At 59.9% G+C, this 14254-nt stretch carries 13 protein-coding genes; 8 read left to right on the top strand and 5 right to left on the bottom strand.

The annotated features are described in order from the left end of the window. Positions 1–116 precede the first annotated feature (116 nt). From ACTG20_RS11545 to ACTG20_RS11530, 4 genes are read left to right on the top strand one after another with little or no spacing between them, the layout of a single operon-like run. On the top strand, positions 117–872 hold the full coding sequence (locus ACTG20_RS11545; RefSeq protein ID WP_194496163.1) for an acyltransferase: 756 nt from the start codon (positions 117–119) through the stop codon (positions 870–872). Continuing rightward, a complete protein-coding gene (locus ACTG20_RS11540; RefSeq protein ID WP_194496162.1) occupies positions 869–2068 on the top strand; it encodes a glycosyltransferase in 1200 nt (399 codons plus the stop codon). The genes ACTG20_RS11545 and ACTG20_RS11540 overlap by 4 nt, the downstream gene beginning before the upstream one ends. Further along, positions 2065–4605, top strand: coding sequence for a hypothetical protein (locus ACTG20_RS11535; protein ID WP_439987660.1), 2541 nt, complete (start codon positions 2065–2067; stop codon positions 4603–4605). Before ACTG20_RS11540 ends, ACTG20_RS11535 begins: the two co-directional genes overlap by 4 nt. 11 nt (positions 4606–4616) lie before the next feature. Further along, a complete protein-coding gene (locus ACTG20_RS11530; protein ID WP_194496160.1) occupies positions 4617–5093 on the top strand; it encodes a hypothetical protein in 477 nt (158 codons plus the stop codon). Here ACTG20_RS11530 and ACTG20_RS11525 read toward each other — a convergent pair. Both ACTG20_RS11525 and ACTG20_RS11520 read right to left on the bottom strand, forming a co-directional pair. Further along, entirely contained in the window at positions 5071–5517 is a 447-nt protein-coding gene (locus ACTG20_RS11525) for a hypothetical protein (protein WP_439987658.1), read from the bottom strand. The two genes, ACTG20_RS11530 and ACTG20_RS11525, sit on opposite strands and share 23 nt — an antisense overlap. After that, on the bottom strand, positions 5504–6271 hold the full coding sequence (locus ACTG20_RS11520) for a hypothetical protein (RefSeq protein WP_194496158.1): 768 nt from the start codon (positions 6269–6271) through the stop codon (positions 5504–5506). Before ACTG20_RS11520 ends, ACTG20_RS11525 begins: the two co-directional genes overlap by 14 nt. A gap of 157 nt (positions 6272–6428) precedes the next feature. Here ACTG20_RS11520 and ACTG20_RS11515 point away from each other — a divergent pair, with 157 nt between their 5' ends. Then, a complete protein-coding gene (locus tag ACTG20_RS11515; protein WP_120414146.1) occupies positions 6429–7274 on the top strand; it encodes a DUF1194 domain-containing protein in 846 nt (281 codons plus the stop codon). An 85-nt stretch (positions 7275–7359) separates the two neighbouring features. Here the strand turns inward: ACTG20_RS11515 and ACTG20_RS11510 are convergent, their stop codons facing one another. The 3 genes from ACTG20_RS11510 to ACTG20_RS11500 form a co-directional block, all read right to left on the bottom strand. Further along, positions 7360–8004 (bottom strand): tetratricopeptide repeat protein, encoded by a 645-nt coding sequence (locus ACTG20_RS11510; protein ID WP_194496157.1) that lies wholly within the window; start codon positions 8002–8004, stop codon positions 7360–7362. A 395-nt stretch (positions 8005–8399) separates the two neighbouring features. Further along, on the bottom strand, positions 8400–9230 hold the full coding sequence (locus tag ACTG20_RS11505; protein ID WP_194496156.1) for a DUF2971 domain-containing protein: 831 nt from the start codon (positions 9228–9230) through the stop codon (positions 8400–8402). A gap of 295 nt (positions 9231–9525) precedes the next feature. After that, positions 9526–10941 (bottom strand): GumC family protein, encoded by a 1416-nt coding sequence (locus tag ACTG20_RS11500; protein WP_194496155.1) that lies wholly within the window; start codon positions 10939–10941, stop codon positions 9526–9528. 157 nt (positions 10942–11098) lie between these two features. Between ACTG20_RS11500 and ACTG20_RS11495 the strand changes: the two genes are divergently transcribed. The 3 genes from ACTG20_RS11495 to ACTG20_RS11485 are packed head-to-tail and all read left to right on the top strand — an operon-like array spanning position 11099 to position 14071. Next, positions 11099–12214: a glycosyltransferase gene (locus tag ACTG20_RS11495; RefSeq protein WP_194496154.1), complete on the top strand. Its 1116-nt coding sequence runs from the start codon at positions 11099–11101 to the stop codon at positions 12212–12214. Positions 12215–12245: 31 nt separating this feature from the next. Then, entirely contained in the window at positions 12246–13439 is a 1194-nt protein-coding gene (locus ACTG20_RS11490; RefSeq protein WP_042083499.1) for a glycosyltransferase family 2 protein, read from the top strand. After that, complete coding sequence (locus ACTG20_RS11485; RefSeq protein ID WP_005333398.1) at positions 13436–14071, top strand: sugar transferase; 636 nt, start codon at positions 13436–13438, stop codon at positions 14069–14071. The genes ACTG20_RS11490 and ACTG20_RS11485 overlap by 4 nt, the downstream gene beginning before the upstream one ends. The last annotated feature ends 183 nt before the right edge of the window (positions 14072–14254 follow it).

Below are 14254 nucleotides of genomic sequence, written 5' to 3'. Positions count from 1 at the left end.
GCAATCTGCCCCTCCTCTTAGCCCCATTTGGCCCGATCCCGCTGGGGTCGTCCTGTTGGCCCGATCCCTGCTTTCTGCATAGCGAGCAACGGACTGCACCAGAGGGAGAGGTCGCCATGAACACCATCAACCTGCACCGGATGAAAAGCTGGGCCAAACAGGGGGAAACGCCACTGGCTCGCCGGGTATGGCGACTGGCCAAAAGTGCCCGCCACTGGTCATTCCCCGTGATCCCTCCCCTGCACCGGCTGCTTTATCGGCTCTATCTGCTCGGCAGCAACGCGCTGGCGACCCTGACCCGCACCCTTTGGTGGACCCCCTTGTTTCAATCTCGCCTGACGGCCCCCGCCCCGCGCCTCTATCTCTATGGTGGCATCCCCTATATCAGCGGTCCGGTCACCATCGAAATTGGTGCCGACTGCCGCCTCAGCGCCGCCATGACCATCAGCGGCCGGGCATCGAGCCAGACACCAAGGCTGGTCATTGGCCGCAATGTCGGGATTGGCTGGCAAACCACCCTGGCGGTGGGCAGCAAGATAGTGCTGGGGGATAACGTCAGAATTGCAGGGCGCGCCTTTCTGGCGGGCTACCCGGGGCACCCGGTCAACGCCCGCGACCGCGCTCTTGGCAAACCGGATCGCGATGAACAGGTGGGGGCCATCGTGCTGGAGCAGGATGTCTGGCTCGGCACCGGGGTGATGGTGATGGCCGGTGTCACCATAGGCGCCGGTACCATTGTCGCCGCAGGCAGCGTCGTCACCCGGGATCTGCCCGCAGGTGTGCTGGCAGCGGGTGTACCGGCCACCGTACTGCGTCCCTTGCAACCACAGGATCACAGCGACCTCGCACACGCCTCGGAGACCCTTGCATGAAACCACACTCACTGCCGCAACTGGTGGTGCTGGGCGAGGATTGGGGCCAGCACCCCTCCAGCACCCAGCACCTGATCAAGCGTCTGTTGCCCGATTATCAGGTGCTCTGGGTCAACTCCATCGGCATGCGCTGCCCCCGTTTTACCCTTCATGATCTCACCCGCATCGTCCGCAAACTGGGGGCGGTGCTGCGCGGCGCGCGCCATGCTGGCGGCCAGTCGGTTGCGCCATCAGAGGTCTGCAGCCCCCGGGTTCTGCCGCCGCTCGCCTTGCCACTGCCGGGCAGTCGGCTGGCGGGCAAGATCAATGGCCACTGGCTGGCGGCGCAGATCCGGCGTCAGTTGCCCGAGCTGGATCGCCCCTTGCTCTGGATCTCCCTGCCCAGCGCCGTCGATCTGATTGGCAAGCTGGATGAGAGGGCGGTGATCTACTACTGCGGCGATGACTTCTCGGCGCTGGCGGGGGTGGATCATCAAGCCATTGCCCACTGCGAAGCCCGACTGGTGGAAAAAGCGGATCTCATTCTGGCCGCCAGCCCCGCGTTGGCCAGCCGCTTTCCCCCCCATAAAACCCGGCTGCTCAGCCACGGGGTGGATCTCGAGCTGTTTATGCCCCCCAGAGAACGCCCGGCGGATCTCCCTTCCGGCCGTCCCATTGCCGGATTTTACGGCAGCCTGAGCGACTGGATTGATATCCCCCTGCTGGCAGAGACGGCGGCCGCCCTGCCCCACTGGGATCTGGTGCTGATTGGCCCGGTCCAGACCGATATCTCCCCCCTCAAGGGGCTCCCCAATATCCATCTGCTGGGGCCCCGTCCCCACCACACGCTGGCGGCCTATGCCCAGCACTGGCAGGTGAGTCTGCTGCCCTTTGTCGACAACGCCCAGATCCGTGCCTGCAATCCATTGAAATTGCGCGAGTATCTGGCCGCAGGGCGCCCTATCGTCAGCACCGATTTTCCGGCTCTCGATGGCTATCGGGATCAGATCCAGCTCCCCCACGATGGGGAGAGCCTGGCCCAGGCCATCAATCGGGCCGCCTTTGATCAATCCAATCCGGGCTGGTTTCAGGAGAGTGGCTGGGAGGGGCTCACCCGCAGCGAAGGGCGCCACACGCGCCAACAGCAGGTGGCCCTGCAAAGCTGGGATCACAAGGCTGCCGAGCTGAACAACTGGTTGAAGGGGCTGCCCGGATGAGCAGAGGGCTCTGGCTGGTTATCCTGCTCTGCGCCAATGCAGCAATGGCCACTACCCGGCTGGAGGGGCAGACCCCGCTGCCCCTAACCAGTAACCAGACACCCCAGCGGCTCGATATGAGCACCCACAACTGGCCAATAGGCAGCGATGATGAACTGGTGATCGAGGGCCATAACCCCAGCGCCCACCCGCAAACCCTGATCCTGCGTATCGACGACGAGGCCTCGGTCAACTACCGCAGCCGGGTCAATCTGGAGCGGATTGTCGCACCCGGCCCCTTCACCCAGCGCTTTGCCTTGAGCGAGTGGCGCACCAGCCAACCCAGAGCGCTGGCGTTGGACAAACTCACCAAGCTCTATCTCTTTATGGCCGATAACGCCCCCTCCATGACCATTCACCGCTGGTACTGGGTGCCCGGTCTGACTCTGCCTGATGGCACCATTGCGCTGGATCTGGGGGCCTCCACCGCCCCCCGCTTTACCGGCTTTGAGCCCCTGAGCCCGGGGGATCCCCGGCTGATTGGCCATCCCACCCCCATCTTGCGCCCCTCCGGCGATGCCCTTGTGCGCGATGGGCTGCGCAATCTGGATGGCGTACGGCTGGAGGTCGCCAAGGGGCGCTACCAGCTCACCCTCTGGCTGGATGACCCAGGTGAATGGGAGTACCTGCCCCACCCCTTCGAGCGCAGCGTGCTGGTCAATGGCGAGCCCATCTGGGCCGAGCAGTGGCAACCGCAGGAGTGGCTAACGCAGCGCTATCTGGCGGGGCAATCTCGCGAGGCACTGCCAAATCCGGATCCCTGGCAGCTGTTCGGGGCACGACAGGGCGGCCCGGTTCATGTCACCCTGAACCACCCCGGCGGCCCGCTCACTATCACATTGGTGGGTCACTCACCGGATGCCAAATACCTGGCGGGGCTGCTGCTTGCCCCCTATCCGGCCAGCACCCGCAAAGAGGCTCTCCCGAATAGTGGAAAAGATCTCGCCGTATTGGCCGACGCTACCGCAAGCGTGCTGACCAAGCAGCGCCAGCTGTTTTTGGAAAAGTGGACTCTGGCCCCCTATTCCCCAACCCCAGCCCCAGCTTCGCAGCAGCTCAGCCTCACGCCGATTACGGATGCCGCCCCAACCCTGCAGATCGCCCCGGCATCTGCGGCCGATGCATTGCAGCAGGCTGCACAACCGGTGCTGGCCGCCCGTGGCAGCAAGCTGCTGCTGGAATTTGCCATCCACACCGCCACCGACGATCCGGCCCCCTTGCTGGTGATCCAGCCCCCCGAGCAGGCAGGATCGCCGCTGGCGCTGACCCCCTATTACGGCAAGTGGCATCTGGTTCGCCCGCAGGCGAGCGGCACCCTGCTGGCTCCCTCGGATCAGGAGCTGGTCGAGGGGATCGCCGGGCTCACCCTGCTGGCAGACGCACCTCGGCGTCTGGTGCTGCAAATGACCGTCCCCAGAGACGCCCCGGCGGGGCGCTATCTGGGCAATATTCAGCTGCTCAGCCAACAGCAACTGGTGCAGCTGCCACTGACTATCGAGGTGCTGCCGCTGACCCTGCCCGCGGCCAGCAAGCCGGTCGGCATCTATGTCGAAGCGCCCCCCTATCTCAACTGGCTGAGCCCCAACCCCGAGGCGTTAAAAGAGCAGATCGCCGCGGCCAGTCGCTGCGACCTGCAGCGGCTCGCCAAGCTCGGGATCAGCGGCCTCTCGCCCGCCCTGCCACAGGATGAAGCGGGGATGAAGGAGATCATGGGAGAGGCGGTCGGGCTCGGTTTTGTGCCGCCCCTGCTGGCCTATACCCCGCTCAAGCGCTGGGGGGGAGACCCTGCCAGCCAGCTTGATCAATGGCAGGCCCGGCAACAGGGGCTGACCGCCAGCGGCTTGCCCCCGCTGGCATGGAGCCTGTTTGATGAGCCCGATCTTGCTACCCTGCCCGCCATTACCACCCTGGCGCGGGAGATGAAACGGCGGGATCCGGCGGTGATCCGCGCAGGCCACTTCAATCATCCGGGTCAGGCTGGTCTGCTGGTAGAGGTGGAGATTGCCCTGATCAACGCAGGCTTTGGCGCCGACAGGGCCGATGTGGCGCGGGTGCGCCAGCACAAGGTCACCCCCTGGTTTTACAATCTGGGCACCCCGAGAGCCGCCGGGTTCTATCTGTGGCAGAGCGGCGCCGAGGGCTATTTGCAGTGGCATGGCCGCATGCCCACCGCCCTGCCCTATGACCCCACCGATGGGCGGGAGAGCGACTTTATGCTGCTCGGCCCGCAAGCCTGCGAGGCGCACCGCCTCTCCCACGATCTGTTGCTGTTGCAGCAAGCCATCGAGGATCTGCGCTGGCTCGCCTGGCTGGAGCAGGAGGCCCGCTATCAGGTGGAAGCCGCCCTGCTGCTGGAGCGCCTGCGCGATCAGCTGCCGACCCGCTGGCAGGTGGCAGAGCAACTGCCCTCTGCCGCCTGGATCCAGTGGCGCCGCGAGATTGAACAACTGGCCAAGGGATTGAAAACATTGCAAACTGGTGCCAACTCATCCTCCTGAAGTGACTGCGTATGGCCAACCAGACTCCCCGCCCCACAGCCAAAGACAGCGCCCTGCGCCGCCTGTTGCCCCTGATGCTGCCGCTGCTGCTCCTCACCGGTTGCGCCCGTCAGGAGCCGGTCAATGAGACCCTGCCGATCCTCAACCAGTTGCGGGAACAGCAAATGGCCGAACAGCCCCAGCTGCAACTGCAGTACCAGCAAGCGGAGACACAACTGCCAGCGGATCAGGAGCAACTGCTGCATCAGTTTTTAGGACGCAAAGATCCGGCCCGGATTGCGCTGGTAAGCGGCCCCGGGCTGCAAACCGACATGCTGGAGAGTGCGCGGATGGCGAGCGTGCGGCTGACGGCCCTCACCCGCTTGCTGGGCTCCCGCGCCATTGAGCTGGAGCCCCGCTATGACCCCATGCTGGCCCCCAATACCTTGCTGATCCGCATTCTGCCAAACGGTGAACCGGGGTCAGTCACCCCAGCGGCGGCGCAATAAGGTCAATGCAAGAAGTCGGCAAGGCCACCCGATAGAGGGGATAAGGGGTCAGCCCCCACAACTTGCGCCAACCCTGGGTAAGACGGTACGAGAGCAGCGGCGGACTCTGGTGTAGCTCGCCTAAAAACATCACCCCCTGACTCATCCCTTCCCCCGCCAGCGTCACTGACATCGCCTCGCTATCCGGCGCCACCAGCATGGCCTGCAGCAGACCGTCACAGCGGGGATGGGCCAGCTGATAGCTGACATAGGTGCCGCCCAATACCTGCGTGGCCACCCGCAAGCGCCAGCCCAACTGGACCAGCTCCATTAGCATGGGTTTGGCCCCCTCGTTAACGGCCCGGTTCTGATAACGCCAGCCCATGGCGGCAGCACTGAGCAGTGCCACCAGCAACAGCAACAGATATCCCCTAGATAGACCCATCACGGCGCCCCCGGATAAAGAGGATGGTCATCACCAGCAACATGATTGCCCACTGGTAGAGCTGGGCCAGCGAGCCGGTATGCAGCCAGCCATACCAGCGCAGATCCAGGCTCATCAGCACCAACCGCAGCTGATTGGCCCCGATATAGAGCAGGCAAACCAGCAGCAACATGGGCCACTGCCGGTAGAGGGGGCGCTCCGGTGCCAGCCAGCAACAGGAGACCAGCCAGGAGAGCACCACCAGATAGAGTTGAGAAAACGAGGAGCACCCCTTGAGCACAATCAGGGCATGGCCCCCCAACCGCTCGATGCGATTGCCATCAAGGCGAGTCTCCCAGCCCAGCAGCTGCAACCACTGGCCCACCCCCCAGGCATCGAGCGCCAGCACAGGGCCGGAGAGCAGGGCAAACACCTGCTGCCCCCACAACACCGCCACGGTAAAGGCGAGCACAATCTGCAACACCGCCCGCTCATCGCCACTCTGATGACGGCGCCATAGCGAGGCTACCAGCAACAGACAGGCCAGCGCCTTGCAACTGGCGCTGGGGATCAGGATCAGCAGGATAAAGAGGGCGAGCGCCAGTGAATGCGGGCGCCAGCTCGGTGCAACCCGCGATGCAATTTGCCACCAGATAGCAATCAGCAACACCACCAGCAGGTTGAAGTGGCCCATATTGAGCCACACCATGCCCCACTGATTGGCCAAACCAAGTAGCAGCCAGTTGGGTGCCCACTGCCAGGGACGGATCTCCATCGCAACTCCTGCCGGTTATCAGCGCTTTTGACCTCTGTCGCAAGTTCCATGCCTGCCCGACCTCACCCGGATCAAGCCAAGTCAGAGGATTCGCCAAAGCTGGCACGCTTTATTCATTCCCCCTGCTGGCACTAGCGCCAGGGAGAAGGAGTGAGCAATGAAACTCAAACCGTTGGCAGGGCTGCTGGGGATGTTATTGGTAACCTCCCCCGCATACGCCTTGACCGAAGTCGATACCGAACTGCAACTGCTGATGGATGTGTCGGGCAGCGTCAGTTCATCGGAATTCAATCTGCAATTACAGGGCTATGTGGACGCCTTTTACAGTCAGGATGTACAGAGCGCCATCCTCGACACCAGTGGCGACAAGCTGGGGTCCATTGCGGTACAGATGGTGATGTGGAGCGGCTCGACCCAGCAGAGCGTGATGACCGACTGGTTCCACCTCTACGATATGACCTCCATCAACAACTTCGCCGCCACCCTGGATGCCCTGGTACGCCCCTATGCGGGGATGACGGCCCCCGGTTCGGCCATGGCCTTTGGTGCCCAACAGTTTGATACCAACAACTACACCGCCGCCCGCCAGGTGATGGATGTGTCAGGTGACGGTATCCAGAACAACGGGCTGGATACCTCTACCGTGCGGGATCAACTGCTCGCCTCCGGCATTGATACCATCAACGGCATCACCATAGGTCAGGACTATGCCGATGGGGTGCTGCAAGAGTGGTATGTGGAGAACGTGGCGGGCGGTCAGGATGCGTTTGTGATCAATGCCACCACCTTCGCCGACTTTGGCAATGCGCTGGAGCTCAAACTGGCGGCCGAAATTGAGGGGGGCATTATTCCGGAAGGGGCACTGGCCGCCCCCATCGAGGAGATCCCGCTGGCCGCCCAACTGCTGCTCGGTATGCCGCTACTGCTGGCCTGGCGCTATCAACGCCGAACTCAAGGACGTCCGCAGCCCGCCAACGGGCAACTGGCACCCGCCATCGGCTGATTTATCACCCCGTGTGTCGCGATTAGGGAGCTATGGCTCCCTGATTTTTTTGTGGCGGTGATGACCTGAATACAGAGCGAAAAGGCTAGTCGCCCTGACGAAATTCGCCCGATTGACCAATATGCCAAGTCTGACCATATGGATGATGCGCCGCTTGTTCTTCTGAGGGCAACAACGATAACGCCTCCAGAGTTGATGCGATAAGTTCACTCTTGCCCAGCGCCTGGCGTAGAGAGAGCGCCTCTGACAGCACGGCGCGAGCATTATCATAGGCACCAGTTTGTACGAGAGCCTTGCCAAGGTGATGCAGTGCGAAATGCCGCATAAGGGAGCTTTGTTGCAACCCTTCAACTACTTGGGAGGCCAAGCTGACAGCTTCATCTGCACGATCGAGCCGCTGCAAAACCTGCACCAGGCGTAGTTCTGAGCTAACGCGAACAGCATCGACCCCTGAAACCATCTGCGCGGAGATCACCTCTCGGAGAATGGCTTCTGCCTGCGCGGCTCGCCCCACACATAGCAACATAAAGGCGGCAGCGCTCCGAGCTCTTGAAGCATCTTGTGATAATGCAGCACAAGGATGTAGGTCGAGGGACTGATTGACAACAGCCAGCATGGCTACTGGGTCTACCGCTTCGGGGAGCAGAAAAGGAGCGCACAAGCGGTATTCCGTACCGGTGCCTGCGATGCAAAACGTGTAGCCATCAGTGAGCGCCATGGGTTGATTCATCGATCCTCACGTTTGAAATAAGCTGCCTTGCAACATTCGATACTTGCAGCAAGCAAGGACTGTAGGTTCGATTAGCGAAGCGTAATCGGACGTTCGCGGCCTTTCTGTAATATGTTTCTTTAACTCGCCAAAACCCTTCCATCTTGCCACTTCTCTGCCCCAAAACTCACTCTCGAACTGGCAACGGTCGTAACGTTATTGCCATATTGACGTGGAGTATCACCGCGATCGTCCGATTACGCCTACCGGCTAATCGAACCTACGAGCTGAATCGCTTTATTATCGAGTTCGGTGATCGCCTGAACGGTCACCTGTAATGGAGTGGGCAGTTACACAGAGCTATTTACAGGCTCAAGATATTGTCAAAATGGCGATGTCATTACCTCCCGATTGTTTCAGTATAAAGAACGTAGTTCAACTTTGTATGAGTCAGTCCTTGTTGTTGCTTCTTGTATATTAAATATATTATTTGACTTGGCGATTTCTATGAGAGCAGTTTTTTGCCAAGTAGGCATTTTTGAACCAATAATAAGTGCGCTAATGGCTCCTTTTTTAAAGGATTTCAATCCATCACCATTACGATAGTTAATAAATCTGCGCTCACATTCATATTTCCACTTTATATTTTTAGTCGACATTAGTCGTAATTGCTCAATGACAGCTGAGTCTGTATCCGTTCCTCTTGCATAAGTTTTCAAAAGATGAATTGGATCAATTTTCGGAGGATGTTCTTTATAGATTACATCGGTAACTATTAAATTCTCATCTTCGAATAAAAAATATTCATCACCAAACACTAACGCGTATCCTTTTAACCCATCTCCATAGTGCCCCCACATTAATTGGTCTTCGTAAGGTAAAATCCCATTGCCATCTTTGATAAAACAGGAAATACCTGACTGATGGAAGTATTTTTGTTGATTATCCAACTGATGGATAGCGAATCTAGAAATTCTTTCTGAAAGAATGTATCCTTGATTTTTTATATATACCTTGGTTAGAAACTCATCAGCACTTTCATTTAATATTATATACTTTTTGAAATCTTCATTTTTGCACATATCCCGAAATATTTTAATCGACTCATCATCGGTCAAATTGCACGACTTCCGACTATATATTCCTTCAAAAGGATCATTAAATGATGCAGGCGTTGAAAACCATGCAGAATTTTTTTCAAATGCTGAAACGTTGTTATCATTGAATGAGTAAAATTTATATAGCATTTATTTTGTCACTTAAAGTTACATTTTCATATTTTCAATATACAGCATCTTTAATCAAAAGCCCATAAGGGTATTTGATTCAATGATGATCACGTCAATTTGTATGCCTACCGGCTAATCGAACCTAGCGAGGTAAAACGTAGTCAAGAAACGTAAGCAGAAAATGAAGCCTATATCCTCTTTTATTGGCTTGCCGCGATGTTTACTCCGCCATCCGTACAATATAAAAAAGGCCTTATCACAAGGCCTTTTAAGAAATATCCAGATTCCGGCTGGCAGCCAGCTTTTGTGGCAATCAACCCGGTTCTGGTGACAAGGGCAGCACCTGCCCATCCAGCGCCTGATCACTGTGGGATGGATAGTCCGGCACCGGCTCGCAGTAGGGAATCCGGCTTAGCACCGGTGCCTTGACCAGGGCGGCCAGCTGATCGGAGCGACGCAGGCTGGCATCCGCCAGTTCGGCCACCAGCGCCAGACCGCAGCCGAGCCCCAGTCCGCCAACAATGCCCGCCAGCAGAAACAGCCAGAGCGGGTAGTTGCTCGGCTTGCTGGGGGCAAAGGGTTTGTCGATCACCTTGATCCGCTCCCCCTGCTCGAAGTTGCCCAGATCGCCGGTCACCTTGGCCTTCTCATAGCGCAGCAGCAGGTCCTGATAGAGGGTGCGTTTGACCGCCAGATCCCGCTCCAGCTCGGCGAGCTGGCGCTCGGTATCTCCCTGGGAGTCGACCACCTTGTCCAGCCCATCCAGCTGGCTCTTCAAGCCGGCGGCGTTTTGCTCCGCCTCCGTCAGTTGCGTCTGGGCCAGCTGCCACTCGGGCCCACGGGCCATATCCGGCTGGGATTTGAGCTGCTCGAACTCCTGCTGCAACTGATCAATCTGATAGCGCAGACTCTGCACCTTGCTGTGCTCGTCGCTGTAGCGGGCACGCAGCAACACCAGCTCGGTGCGCATCAGCTGCAGCTTCTCATCCAGTTGGCGGGCCAGCTGGCTCTCCTGCCCCAGCGATAGCTGATCGACCCGAGCCTTGGCCTGCTGCAAGGTGATCAGGCTCTCGGCATAACGCTCCTGCAAACCATAGAGACGGGCGACGTTGGTACTCTGCTGCTGGGGCAAGGCGCTGGCATGCTCCCGTTTGAAGTCGGCGAGCAGCTGCTCGGCCTCTTGCAGTTCGCTGCGGCGGCTGTCGAGCTGGCTTTGCAGGAAACGTTCGGACGATTCCGCCGACTGGCGCCCCTTGCTAAGCAGGTTGAAGAAAAAGCGCCGCGAAATGGCTTCGAGCAAACCGGCGCTGTTGGCCGCCGAATCCGCTTTTACCTTTATCTCGATCACCTCATCGCCGATCAGCCGCAGCGAGACGGCACTCGAGAGCCAGTCCATGATGGCATCGCGCTGAGCTGGCGGGGTCTCGTCATTGACCAGACCGCGATCCCGCGCCACTCCATCCAGCACATAACGGCTGCGCAATAGGGCTTCGAGCACCGCAAAGCGATCCTTGAGACTCTCCTGAGTGATCAGATCCTTGAGGGTCGGGGTCTGGTTGGCATCTTGCGGCACCATAAAGGTGGTGCGGCTCTCATACTCCTTGGGGGTGAGCAGGCCGACCGTCACGCCCACCAGCGGCATCACCAGTACCGGGATCACCAGCAGATAACGACGGCGCCAGGCGGCAAAGAGAATGATGTAGAGGTTGTAATAGAACTGGACAGGCATGGCATCACTCCCTGAGAAAAGCCCTCCCCCCGCACGATGCAAAGGCAATGCCACCAGAGGAGCTGATCGCCTCTGTGGGCAGATCGCAAGAGTGGTACAAGATTCGCATTCTCCCGCTATCCGGGGTGTTACCCCTTCCCTTGCCGGAGCGCGAACCATGTTGTCACCAACCCCGTCGCACAGACCCTATCCCCGCAGAAGCTCCATCGTTCAAATAGTGCAGCACCTGCAGCCCGGCGGGCTGGAGACCATGGTGCTCAACCTCACGCAGGCGAGCCCTGCCGAGCAACCGGTGCATATCATCTCCCTCGAAGGGCGCAAAGGGGATGTGCTAAGGGCGTGGCCCGCCCTGCATCCCTTTGCTGGCAATATTCACTGTCTGGAAAAGCCCGCGGGCTGGTCGTTGGCGACCCTCTGGCGGCTCACCCGATTGCTGCGCCAACTCAAGCCCGCCGCGGTACATACCCACCATCTGGGGCCCATGCTCTATGGCGGCCTCGCCAGTCGGCTGGCCCGGGTGCCCACCCTGGTACATACAGAGCACGATGCCTGGTATCTCGATGATCCCCATCAGCGCATGCTGGCCCTGTGGGGGCTGCGCGCCTTCAAACCCATTCTGGTGGCCGATGCCACGCCGGTGGCCAACCAGCTGCTGGCCAAGCTGGGCCAGCTGTCGCCAACCGTGATCCCCAACGGCATCGATGAGCGGCGCTTTGCCCCGGGCGCCGCCGCCCTTGCCCGTCAGGAGATGGGGCTGCCGCAAGGGGTCAAGTTGATTGGCTGCGCCGCCCGCCTTGAGTCGGTCAAGGGTCACACCTTGCTGCTGGAGGCGATCCGCGCCCTGCCGGAGGAGGTGCATCTTGCGTTGGCTGGGGTCGGCAGTTTGCAAAATGCGTTGCAACAACAGTGTCAGCAGCTGGGGATCGCCCATCGGGTCCATTTTCTGGGGCTGGTCGAAAACATGCCGCGCTTCTATCAGGGGCTGGATCTCTTCTGCCTTCCCTCGCTGGCGGAGGGGATGCCGCTTTGCGTGCTGGAAGCACAGGCGTGCGGGGTGCCGGTGGTGATGAGCGACGTGGGGGCGGCCAGAGAGATCGTCTGTCAGGCCAGCGGCCATATCCTGTCGGAGCGGGATCCCGGCCGCCTTGCCCAGCTTCTGGCACAAGGGTTGCTGCAGTGCCATAGCCTGCGTGCCGTCACCCGTGAGTTTGTGTGCCAGCAAAGCAGCTTGAGCCGGATGGCTCAGGCCTATCAGCAGCTTTACAGCCGCTGATCAAGCGACCCGATGACCAGAGGAGCATCCCATGGAATGGATCATGATCGTGTTCTGGCTGTGCGCTGTACTGGTGGTCTACCACCATGTCGGCTATCCCCTGCTGCTCAAATTTGGTGGTCGGCAGGCGCGCAAGGTAGCCAATCCACCCCGCCCTCTGGATCGGGGATTCAAAACAGAGGCCGCCGATGAGGCGCTGCCGACCATCACCCTGCTGATGCCGGTCTACAACGAGGCGGCGACCATCGCGGCCAAGCTGCAAAACCTCGCCAGCCTCGATTACCCCGCCGACAAGCTGTGGGTGCATGTGCATTTCGACGGCTGCAGCGACAACAGCTACCCCATTGCGCTCAGCCAGCTCGGTGATCCCGCCCTGCAGCAGTTGCAGATCAGGCTGTTTGATCACCCCCGCAATCGCGGCAAGGTCGCCGTGCTCAACGAGGCCATGACCCGGGTGCACAGCGATCTGGTGGCCCTCACCGATGTCTCGGCCCTGCTGCCCATCGACAGCCTGCTGCTGGCGGTCGCCCATTTTGCCGATCCCAAGGTAGGGGTGGTCGGGGAAGCGTACCGCTTCTGGCAACCGGGCTCACAGGGCGAGGAGAGTTACTGGCACTATCAAAGCCAGATCAAGCTCTGCGAATCGGCCCTTGGCGGTATGCTGGGGGCCCACGGGGCCTTTTACATGATGCGCCGGGAGTGCCTCACCCCGCTGGCCGCCGATACCATCAACGACGATTTCATCTTGCCGATGCAGGCCATCGCCAAGGGGTATCGGGCGGTCTATGACAATCGCTGCGCCGCACTGGAGCTGGAAGTTTCCAATGCCGCGCTGGAGGCGACACGGCGCAAACGGATCGGGGCTGGCAACACCCAGCAGCTGTTGCGGTTACTGCCCCTGCTGCACCCCAAGTTCGGCTGGGTTGCCTTCAACTTTGCCAGTGGCAAGGGGCTGCGGGTGTTGATGCCGCTCTGCCTGACCCTGCTGTGGCTCTGCGCCATCCCGCTTGCCACCCAATCCCTGCTGTTTCAGCTGTTGCTGGGGCTGCAACTGCTGGGGTATCTGCTGGTCATCTTGATCCAGCTGACCCCTGTGCACCCCTGGCCCAATCTGTTTCGCAAGATCCACTATCTGGTACTCGGACACTGGTACAACGGCATGGGCACCCTGCGCTACTGCCTGCGCGCCCCCATACGTTTCATGTCACAGGAGAAAGCCGTATGACACACCCCATTCCAAGATTGACCCTGGTGGTCAAACGCAGCATGGATCTGCTCGGTGCCACTCTTGGCCTGCTGCTGACGCTGCCGCTGTGGCCGCTGATCATGTTGGCCATCCGGCTCGATAGCCCGGGGCCTGTGTTCTTTCGTCAGCTGCGGATCGGGCGTAGCCACGCCACCCATACCGAGCTCTTTTTCATGATCAAGTTTCGCACCATGCGCGCCGACGCCGAGGCGGCCACCGGGCCGGTCTGGTGTGGCAAGGGGGACAGCCGGATCACCCGCAGCGGCGACTTTCTGCGCAAAACCCGGCTCGATGAGCTGCCGCAGTTTATCAATGTGCTCAAGGGGGAGATGTCGCTGATCGGCCCCCGCCCGGAGCGACCCGGGATCGCCAACCGGCTGGAAGATGCGGTGCCGTACTTTATCGAACGCACCTATGAAGTGGCCCCCGGCATTACCGGTCTGGCACAGGTCAATCAGGGTTACGACGAGTCGCTGGATGATGTGCGCAGCAAGCTGGCGTTCGACCTGGCCTACTCGGTTGCCCTGCTCCACCCCTGGCGCTGGCTGGTGCAGGATGTACATATCATCGGCAAGACGATCGCCATCATGGTTGGCAAAAAGGGGCGCTAATCCCGCCAATCTCAGCCACACCTCGAGACCATCAGGCCATTGCCACTGCAATGGCCTTTTTTTATGGCGCATCGTTGTGGCACATCAAGGGTGATCACAGAGAAGCCAGCGGCCTGATCGCCATCATCTGGCCCCATCCATCCAAAGGCCTGATGCCAGTTTGACCAACAGCAGAAACCCAAG

The organism is Aeromonas sp. 84A (assembly GCF_051919345.1).
GTDB classification, from domain to species: domain Bacteria; phylum Pseudomonadota; class Gammaproteobacteria; order Enterobacterales; family Aeromonadaceae; genus Aeromonas; species Aeromonas veronii.
This window is presented reverse-complemented; position numbering and strand designations above follow the sequence as displayed.

Bases quoted from the DNA above. Each gene is read 5' to 3' on its own strand.
- ACTG20_RS11545 (WP_194496163.1), top strand. From the start codon at position 117: ATGAACACCATCAACCTGCACCGGATGAAAAGCTGGGCCAAACAGGGG.
- ACTG20_RS11540 (WP_194496162.1), top strand. From the start codon at position 869: ATGAAACCACACTCACTGCCGCAACTGGTGGTGCTGGGCGAGGATTGG.
- ACTG20_RS11535 (WP_439987660.1), top strand. From the start codon at position 2,065: ATGAGCAGAGGGCTCTGGCTGGTTATCCTGCTCTGCGCCAATGCAGCA.
- ACTG20_RS11530 (WP_194496160.1), top strand. From the start codon at position 4,617: ATGGCCAACCAGACTCCCCGCCCCACAGCCAAAGACAGCGCCCTGCGC.
- ACTG20_RS11525 (WP_439987658.1), bottom strand. From the start codon at position 5,517: ATGGGTCTATCTAGGGGATATCTGTTGCTGTTGCTGGTGGCACTGCTC.
- ACTG20_RS11520 (WP_194496158.1), bottom strand. From the start codon at position 6,271: ATGGAGATCCGTCCCTGGCAGTGGGCACCCAACTGGCTGCTACTTGGT.
- ACTG20_RS11515 (WP_120414146.1), top strand. From the start codon at position 6,429: ATGAAACTCAAACCGTTGGCAGGGCTGCTGGGGATGTTATTGGTAACC.
- ACTG20_RS11510 (WP_194496157.1), bottom strand. From the start codon at position 8,004: ATGAATCAACCCATGGCGCTCACTGATGGCTACACGTTTTGCATCGCA.
- ACTG20_RS11505 (WP_194496156.1), bottom strand. From the start codon at position 9,230: ATGCTATATAAATTTTACTCATTCAATGATAACAACGTTTCAGCATTT.
- ACTG20_RS11500 (WP_194496155.1), bottom strand. From the start codon at position 10,941: ATGCCTGTCCAGTTCTATTACAACCTCTACATCATTCTCTTTGCCGCC.
- ACTG20_RS11495 (WP_194496154.1), top strand. From the start codon at position 11,099: ATGTTGTCACCAACCCCGTCGCACAGACCCTATCCCCGCAGAAGCTCC.
- ACTG20_RS11490 (WP_042083499.1), top strand. From the start codon at position 12,246: ATGGAATGGATCATGATCGTGTTCTGGCTGTGCGCTGTACTGGTGGTC.
- ACTG20_RS11485 (WP_005333398.1), top strand. From the start codon at position 13,436: ATGACACACCCCATTCCAAGATTGACCCTGGTGGTCAAACGCAGCATG.